Source organism: Streptococcus australis (assembly GCF_047463015.1).
In the GTDB taxonomy this organism is placed as follows: Bacteria; Bacillota; Bacilli; order Lactobacillales; family Streptococcaceae; genus Streptococcus; species Streptococcus australis_F.
The window spans coordinates 47,277-55,900 of record NZ_JASHER010000011.1 but is presented as its reverse complement, the minus strand read 5'-3'; the positions used below and the strand labels follow the sequence as shown (position 1 = coordinate 55,900).

The following is an 8,624-nucleotide window of genomic DNA, read 5'->3' as shown; positions in this document are numbered from 1 at the left end:
ACAACCGCCCACAAGAGATTGCATTCGAAGGCAAGACCTATGAATTGGTCCCAGCGGGTAACTACACAGTTGGTGAAGTGGATGACCAAGGTCACCTCAAGTCAACCGACCCAACAACCGGTAAGGTGATCGAAGGTGATAAGAATGTCACCTACGTATACAAACTGAAAGAAGAACCTAAGGGTAACGTCTATGTACACTATGTGGATACAGAAGGCAAGACCATCAAGTCAGATGTGACGGATGAAGACGCTCAACCAGTGGATAAAGACTACGACACAGTGGTAGACAACCGTCCACAAGAGATTGCATTCGAAGGCAAGACCTATGAATTAGTACCAGCGGGTAACTACACAGTTGGTGAAGTGGATGACCAAGGTCACCTCAAGTCAACCGACCCAACAACCGGTAAGGTCATCGAAGGTGATAAGAATGTCACCTACGTATACAAACTGAAAGAAGAACCTAAAGGTAACGTCTATGTACACTATGTGGATACAGAAGGCAAGACCATCAAGTCAGATGTGACGGATGAAGATGCTCAACCAGTGGACAAAGACTACGACACAGTGGTAGACAACCGTCCACAAGAGATCGAATTCGAAGGCAAGACTTATGAATTGGTTCCAGCAGGTACCTACACAGTCGGTGAAGTGGATGACCAAGGTCACCTCAAGTCAACCGATCCTACAACCGGTAAGGTCATCGAAGGCGATAAGAATGTCACCTATGTATACAAACTGAAGGAAACCCCAGCTGATCCTAAGAAGGGTGAGGTCATCATCACTTACGTTGATGAAAATGGCAAGGAAATCGAAAAACCTCGTCAAGACACACCAAACTCACCATATGACACACCATATAACACCACTGAGGAAGGTGAAAAACCTAACACTATCAAGACACCAGACGGTAAGACCTACAAGATCGTACCGAAAGGTGACTACCCAGTAGGTAAAGTGGACGAAGATGGGCACTTGGAATCATCTGATCCAGTTAAAGGTAAAGTTGACAAACCTAAGTCAATCATCACTTACGTCTATAAAGAAGTGAAGGAAGAACCAACTCAACCTAAGGGTAACGTTTATGTTCACTATGTAGATACAGAAGGCAAGACCATCAAGTCAGATGTGACGGATGAAGATGCTCAACCAGTGGACAAAGACTACGACACAGTTGTAGACAACCGCCCACAAGAGATTGCATTCGAAGGCAAGACTTATGAATTGGTCCCAGCGGGTAACTACACAGTTGGTGAAGTGGATGATGAGGGTCACCTCAAGTCAACCGACCCTACAACCGGTAAGGTCATCGAAGGCGATAAGAACGTCACCTACGTATATAAATTGAAGGAAACCCCAGCAGAGCCTAAGAAGGGTGAGGTCATCATCACTTACGTTGATGAAAATGGCAAGGAAATCGAAAAACCTCGTCAAGACACACCAAACTCACCATATGACACACCATATAACACCACTGAGGAAGGTGAAAAACCTAACACTATCAAGACACCAGACGGTAAGACCTACAAGATCGTACCGAAAGGTGACTACCCAGTAGGTAAAGTGGACGAAGATGGGCACTTGGAATCATCTGATCCAGTTAAAGGTAAAGTTGACAAACCTAAGTCAATCATCACTTACGTCTATAAAGAAGTGAAGGAAGAACCAACTCAACCTAAGGGTAACGTTTATGTTCACTATGTAGATACAGAAGGTAAGACCATCAAGTCAGATGTGACGGATGAAGACGCTCAACCAGTGGACAAAGACTACGACACAGTGGTAGACAACCGCCCACAAGAGATTGCATTCGAAGGCAAGACTTACGAATTGGTACCAGCTGGTAGCTACACAGTCGGTGAAGTAGATGATGAGGGTCACCTTAAATCTACCGATCCTACTACAGGTAAAGTGATCGAAGGCGATAAGAATGTAACGTATGTTTACAAACTGAAGGAAACCCCTGCTGAGCCTAAGAAGGGTGAGGTCATCATCACTTACGTAGACGAAAATGGCAAGGAAATCGAAAAACCTCGTCAAGATACACCAAACTCACCATATGACACACCATATAACACCACTGAGGAAGGTGAAAAACCTAACACTATCAAGACACCAGACGGTAAGACCTACAAGATCGTACCGAAAGGTGACTACCCAGTAGGTAAAGTGGACGAAGATGGCCATTTGGAATCATCTGATCCAATTAAAGGTAAAGTTGACAAACCTAAGTCAATCATCACTTACGTTTATAAAGAAGTGAAGGAAACACCAGCCGAGCCTAAGGGTAACGTTTATGTTCACTATGTAGATACAGAAGGCAAGACAATCAAAGAAGATGTTACTGACGAAAAAGCTCAACCAGTAGACAAAGACTACGACACAGTTGTAGACAACCGTCCACAAGAGATTGAATTCGAAGGTAAGACTTACGAATTGGTACCAGCTGGTAACTACACAGTAGGTGAAGTTGATAAAGAAGGTCACTTGAAGTCAACAGATCCAACAACTGGTAAAGTCATCGAAGGTGATAAGAATGTAACCTATGTATACAAACTTAAAGAAACTCCAGACAAGCCTGTAGAGCCAACTCCAGACAAGCCTGTAGAGCCAACTCCAGACAAGCCTGTAGAGCCAACTCCAGACAAACCAGTAGAGCCAACTCCAGACAAGCCTGTAGAACCAACTCCAGATAAGCCTGTAGAGCCAACTCCAGACAAGCCTGTAGAGCCAACTCCAGACAAGCCTGTAGAGCCAACTCCAGACAAGCCTGTAGAGCCAACTCCAGACAAACCTGTAGAGCCAACTCCAGACAAACCTGTAGAACCAACTCCAGACAAGCCTGTAGAGCCAACTCCAGACAAGCCTGTAGAGCCAACCCCAGATAAGCCAGTGGATCCAACACCAGGTAAACCAGTGAATCCAACCCCAGATAAGCCAGTGGATCCAACACCAGGTAAACCAGTGAATCCAACACCAGGTAAACCAGTGGATCCAACACCAGGTAAACCAGTGAATCCAACACCAGGTAAACCAGTGGACCCAACATCAGGTAAACCAGTAGAGTCAACACCAGCTAAAGGACAACTTCCAAATACTGGTGAAACTACATCTGTAGGATCAACTGTACTCGGACTAGTTGCAGGACTTGTAGGATTGGCAGCACTTGGACGTCGTAAAGAGGAAGACGAAAAATAATTCTACTTCCTTTGGTGAATGATTGATTTGGCTTCATTCAAAACGGCAGTTCTAATTGGTGACTAGAATAGGCCTTAAAGCCTTGAAAAAGGGGATGATCACTCCCCTTTTTCAACTAGTCATACACCTAACTAAGAAGCATTAAATTGATATAAAACGAGCCTCCCACCATAAACAGTTTAAAAGTTTTATACTGTTTATCTAAAAAAAGGGGGCTCTTTTCTTATAATCAAGAAAGTAAATGCAAGTTTAAATTACTTATTTGAAATTAAATATTATAGTAGCAGCTAACCTGATTCAGAGTGATAATCATCTGGAAAAGATAATATGATTGTTGATGAACTGATGATTGATAAAAGCGACAATCCTTAAATCACATATGTAAAAAAGTTTCATTACCTAAATCTAGGTCCTTTAGAAAAAGTAGGATAAAAATGAATATCTTTTCAGTGGATAAGTTATAATTTTTTTGATAGATATTACTATATAAAAAACGCTTTTTGTGGTAAAATAATACAGATCATAAAAGGAGTGACAAAATGGTAGAACCTAAGTATAAACGTATTTTAATTAAGTTATCAGGTGAAGCGTTAGCCGGTGAACGGGGTGTCGGAATTGATATCAAAACGGTTCAAAAGATGGCCCTTGAAATCAAAGAAGTTCATGACCTTGGAATTGAAATTGCTCTCGTTATCGGTGGAGGAAATCTCTGGCGTGGAGAACCTGCGGCGGAAGCAGGTATGGATCGCGTTCAAGCAGATTACACTGGAATGCTTGGAACAGTTATGAATGCCTTGGTGATGGCGGATTCTCTTCAACAGGTTGGAGTAGATACGCGTGTCCAAACAGCGATTGCCATGCAACAAGTCGCTGAGCCTTATATCCGTGGTCGCGCCCTTCGTCACTTGGAAAAAGAGCGTATTGTTATCTTTGGTGCAGGCATTGGTTCTCCATACTTCTCAACGGATACAACGGCTGCTCTTCGTGCCGCTGAAATTGAAGCAGATGCAATCTTGATGGCTAAGAATGGTGTTGACGGCGTTTATAATGCTGATCCAAAGAAAGACAAGACAGCTGTGAAGTTTGAAGAATTAACTCACCGTGATGTCATCAATAAAGGCCTTCGTATCATGGATTCGACAGCATCGACCATCTCAATGGACAATGATATTGACTTAGTCGTTTTCAACATGAATGAGCCAGGGAACATCAAACGCGTTGTCTTTGGAGAAAATATCGGTACTACCGTTTCTAATAATGTAGAAAAATAAGGAAGTTAGAGGAATAAAATGGCAAATCCAATCGTAGAAAAAGCTAAAGAAAGAATGACTCAGTCTCACCAAAGTTTGGGACGTGAATTTGGAAGTATCCGTGCAGGCCGTGCAAATGCAAGTCTCTTGGATCGTATCTATGTTCAATATTACGGAGTTGATACTCCATTGAATCAAATCGCATCGATCACCATTCCAGAAGCTCGTGTGATGTTGATTACACCTTTTGACAAGTCTTCATTGAAAGATATCGAGCACGCTTTGAATGCTTCTGATCTTGGCATTACTCCAGCCAACGATGGTTCGGTTATCCGCTTGGTCATCCCAGCTTTGACAGAAGAAACTCGTCGTGACTTGGCCAAAGAAGTGAAAAAAGTCGGTGAAAATGCTAAAGTAGCGATCCGTAACATCCGCCGTGATGCGATGGATGAAGCCAAGAAGCAAGAAAAAGCTAAAGAAATCACGGAAGATGAATTGAAGAATCTTGAGAAAGAGATCCAAAAAGTAACCGATGATGCTGTGAAACATGTTGATGAAATGACAGCACACAAAGAAAAAGAATTGCTTGAAGTTTAATCATTTCCAGCAGTTTACAGAGGAAATGAACTCAGTTGGCACTGCTGGCTGAGTTTTATTTCCATTAAGGGGCTATTGATGAGCTTTAGCCAGAAAGAAGGAAAAAATGAATACCAACCTCGCACATGATATCGTGGGCCTTGTGACGGATGAGAATGATCGCTTTTACTTTGTCCAGAAGGATGGGCAGACTTATGCCTTGGACAAGTCTGAAGGAGAGCATGCACTTGGAGAATCCGTCAAGGGCTTTGCCTATACGGATATGAAGCAACGTTTGCGCCTGACTACCCTAGAAGTCACAGCCCGTCAGGACCAATTCGGCTGGGGGACAGTGACTGAAGTTCGCAAGGACCTGGGTGTATTTGTCGATACGGGTCTACCCGATAAGGAGATTGTCGTCTCTCTGGATATTTTGCCAGAAATCAAGGATCTGTGGCCGAAAAAAGGCGATAAACTCTTTGTTCGCCTAGAAGTTGATAAAAAAGATCGGATCTGGGGTGTCTTGGCCTACCAAGAAGACTTCCAACGAATTGCTCGTCCAGCCTACAACAATATGCAAAACCAGAACTGGCCGGCCATCGTCTATCGCTTAAAACTTTCAGGGACCTTTGTTTACCTGCCTGAGAATAATATGCTGGGCTTTATCCATCCAAGTGAGCGCTATGCCGAACCCCGTTTGGGACAAGTCTTAGATGCTCGGGTCATCGGTTTCCGAGAGGTGGATCGGACCTTGAATTTGTCCTTGAAACCACGCTCGTTTGAAATGCTTGAAAACGATGCGCAGATGATTTTGGCCTACTTGGAGGGGAATGGTGGCTTTATGACCTTGAATGACAAGTCCTCCCCAGAAGAGATTAAGGCAACCTTTGGAATTTCCAAGGGGCAGTTCAAAAAGGCTCTGGGTGGCTTGATGAAAGCGAAAAAAATCAAGCAAGACCAGTTTGGAACGGAACTAATCTAAGAGGAGCTTTATGCGAAAATCATTTTACACTTGGCTGATGACAGAGCGCAATCCCAAAAGCAATGCTCCGAAAGCCTTGCTAGCTGATCTAGCTTTTCATGAGTCTGCCTTTCCAAAACATACAGATGATTTTGATGAGGTCAGTCGCTTTCTGGAAGAGCATGCCAGTTTCTCCTTTAATCTAGGAGATTTTGATGCGATCTGGGAAGAATACTTAGGTCATTAGTAACAGAAGATAGTGGTGAGCCGGGGATGGTCAATTCTCGGTCACTTTGTTATAATAGAGAAAACTTACAGAAATAGAGAGGTTCTTTATTTGAAAGAACATTCAATTGATATTCAATTAAGTCATCCAGATGATCTCTTCCATCTGTTTGGATCCAATGAGCGTCATTTGCGTTTGATGGAGCAAGAGTTGGATGTGATCATCCATGCTCGAACAGAAATTGTCCAGGTCATTGGGCAAGAAGAAGATTGTGAGAAAGCTAGACAAGTCATTGAGGCTTTGCTGATCTTGGTGAATCGTGGTATGACCATCGGGACGCCGGATGTCGTAACAGCTATTCAAATGGTCCGTAATGATGAGTTGGATAAGTTCGTCGCCTTGTATGAAGAAGAAATCATCAAGGATAGCTACGGCAAGCCCATTCGGGTCAAAACGCTGGGGCAAAAGATTTATGTCGATAGTGTCAAGCACCATGATGTGACCTTCGGGATTGGACCAGCTGGGACAGGGAAAACCTTCCTAGCTGTGACTTTGGCTGTCACCGCCCTCAAGCGTGGTCAAGTTAAGAGGATCATTTTGACCCGTCCAGCTGTAGAAGCAGGAGAGAGCCTTGGTTTCCTTCCAGGAGATCTCAAGGAAAAAGTAGACCCTTATCTACGACCAGTCTATGATGCCCTCTACCAAATCTTAGGGAAAGACCAAACAACTCGTATGATGGAGCGCGAGATTATCGAGATTGCCCCTCTGGCCTATATGCGGGGACGGACCTTGGACGATGCCTTTGTCATTTTAGATGAAGCGCAAAATACAACTATCATGCAGATGAAGATGTTTTTGACCCGTCTTGGTTTTAACTCCAAGATGATTGTCAATGGAGATACCAGCCAGATTGACCTTCCGCGAAATGTCAAATCCGGCTTGATTGATGCTCAGGAGAAATTAAAAAATATTTCTCAGATTGACTTTGTGCATTTCTCTGCCAAGGATGTTGTTCGTCATCCAGTAGTAGCAGAGATTATCCGAGCCTACGAGCCCATTCCGAATCCAGTCCTCAAAGAAAAACTGGATGTGGAAGAAGAAGCAGAATAAAAAAGGGAGTGAGAAAGAACTCAGACCAATTAAAAAGAGTTCGTTTTCCCACCCCCGCACAGTTGATTAGGTCGTCTTTGGAGCTTTAAAAGGGAACAAAGATGCCAATCAACCACTGCGTCATGTAGTTATTACTATCATACAACGAAGGCTGGACACTTTTTGCCCAGCCTTTTAAATATTAGAAATTAAACCAATTCATCAATTGGTGTGAAGTTGCGTTCTAGACCTTCTGCAACTGGTTGGCTTGTGATATGGCCTTGGTAAGTAGTAACACCTTGGCGCAAGCCTTCGTCGAGGGCGATGGCCTTATGGAAGCCATTGTCAGCTAAAGCTTCTACATAAGGAAGGGTTACATTGGTAAGGGCGATGGTAGAAGTACGAGCGACAGCACCTGGAATATTGGCAACGGCATAGTGGAGCACGCCGTGTTTTTCGTAAACAGGCTCCGTATGTGTTGTCACACGGTCTGCTGTTTCAATAACCCCACCTTGGTCAACGGCTACGTCCACGATGACAGAACCTGGACGCATTTGTTTGACCATATCGTCAGTCACTAATTTAGGAGCTTTAGCTCCAGGGATCAGGACAGCTCCGATGACAACATCGGCATCACGGACACTGGCTTCAATGTTAAATGGATTGGACATAAGGGTTTGGATTTGATGACCAAAGACATCTTCCAGAACAGCCAAACGTTTAGCGCTGATATCTAAGATGGTCACTTGGGCACCGAGTCCAAGGGCGATACGAGCTGCGTGGGTTCCAACGACTCCACCACCGATGATGGTAACTTTCCCTTTAGGAACACCAGGTACCCCACCTAGGAGGACGCCAGATCCACCTTCTTGTTTAGTGAGGAAGTGAGCCCCGATTTGCACCGCCATTCGTCCAGCAACCTCACTCATTGGCACCAAGAGAGGCAATTGTCCTTCAAGGTCTCGTACAGTCTCGTAAGCTACCCCAGTTGTCTTGGCAGTCACCATGGCATCAGCTAATTCAGGAGCAGCAGCCATGTGCAAGTAGGTGAAGAGCAAGAGGTCTTCACGAAGGAAGTCGTATTCTTCAGCGAGGGGTTCTTTGACCTTGACCACCAATTCAGCTGCCCAAGCTTCTGCAGCAGTTGCAACGATAGTCGCTCCTTGTTTGGCGTAATCTTCATCGCCAAAGCCAGAACCAAGTCCAGCATTTGTTTCTACCAAAACTTGATGGCCTTTCTTCACCAAGCTTTGTACACCTGCAGGTGTCAAGCCAACACGATTTTCATTGTTTTTAATTTCTTTTGGGATACCGATTAACAT

The 8,624-nt window shown here is 44.1% G+C and carries 7 protein-coding genes; 6 read left to right on the top strand and 1 reads right to left on the bottom strand.

The features are described from left to right. From QM873_RS09300 to QM873_RS09275, 6 genes are all read left to right on the top strand, one after another. The coding region (locus QM873_RS09300) for an LPXTG cell wall anchor domain-containing protein (protein WP_414279191.1) at positions 1 to 3,200 on the top strand (3,200 nt) is incomplete at its 5' end. 539 nt (positions 3,201 to 3,739) lie between these two features. Further along, on the top strand, positions 3,740 to 4,471 hold the full coding sequence (pyrH, locus tag QM873_RS09295) for a UMP kinase (protein WP_006595852.1): 732 nt from the start codon (positions 3,740 to 3,742) through the stop codon (positions 4,469 to 4,471). An 18-nt stretch (positions 4,472 to 4,489) separates the two neighbouring features. After that, the gene (gene frr / locus QM873_RS09290; protein WP_048689643.1) at positions 4,490 to 5,047 is read left to right on the top strand and encodes a ribosome recycling factor; all 558 of its coding nucleotides are present in this window, start codon (positions 4,490 to 4,492) and stop codon (positions 5,045 to 5,047) included. 106 nt (positions 5,048 to 5,153) lie between these two features. Beyond that, the gene (cvfB, locus tag QM873_RS09285; RefSeq protein ID WP_048717452.1) at positions 5,154 to 6,008 is read left to right on the top strand and encodes an RNA-binding virulence regulatory protein CvfB; all 855 of its coding nucleotides are present in this window, start codon (positions 5,154 to 5,156) and stop codon (positions 6,006 to 6,008) included. A gap of 10 nt (positions 6,009 to 6,018) precedes the next feature. Continuing rightward, entirely contained in the window at positions 6,019 to 6,234 is a 216-nt protein-coding gene (locus QM873_RS09280; RefSeq protein ID WP_195323703.1) for a YozE family protein, read from the top strand. A 90-nt stretch (positions 6,235 to 6,324) separates the two neighbouring features. Further along, complete coding sequence (locus tag QM873_RS09275; RefSeq protein WP_195323704.1) at positions 6,325 to 7,323, top strand: PhoH family protein; 999 nt, start codon at positions 6,325 to 6,327, stop codon at positions 7,321 to 7,323. 188 nt (positions 7,324 to 7,511) lie between these two features. On the opposite strand, the gene ald is transcribed toward QM873_RS09275, so the two are convergent. Next, positions 7,512 to 8,624 carry an alanine dehydrogenase gene (gene ald, locus QM873_RS09270; RefSeq protein ID WP_048789576.1) on the bottom strand — a complete coding sequence of 371 codons (1,113 nt, stop codon included), beginning with the start codon at positions 8,622 to 8,624 and terminating at the stop codon, positions 7,512 to 7,514.

What these genes read in the sequence shown, in the direction of transcription:
- cvfB (WP_048717452.1), top strand. Translation starts at nt 5,154, where the DNA reads ATGAATACCAACCTCGCACATGATATCGTGGGCCTTGTGACGGATGAG.
- ald (WP_048789576.1), bottom strand. Translation starts at nt 8,624, where the DNA reads ATGTTAATCGGTATCCCAAAAGAAATTAAAAACAATGAAAATCGTGTT.
- frr (WP_048689643.1), top strand. Translation starts at nt 4,490, where the DNA reads ATGGCAAATCCAATCGTAGAAAAAGCTAAAGAAAGAATGACTCAGTCT.
- pyrH (WP_006595852.1), top strand. Translation starts at nt 3,740, where the DNA reads ATGGTAGAACCTAAGTATAAACGTATTTTAATTAAGTTATCAGGTGAA.
- QM873_RS09280 (WP_195323703.1), top strand. Translation starts at nt 6,019, where the DNA reads ATGCGAAAATCATTTTACACTTGGCTGATGACAGAGCGCAATCCCAAA.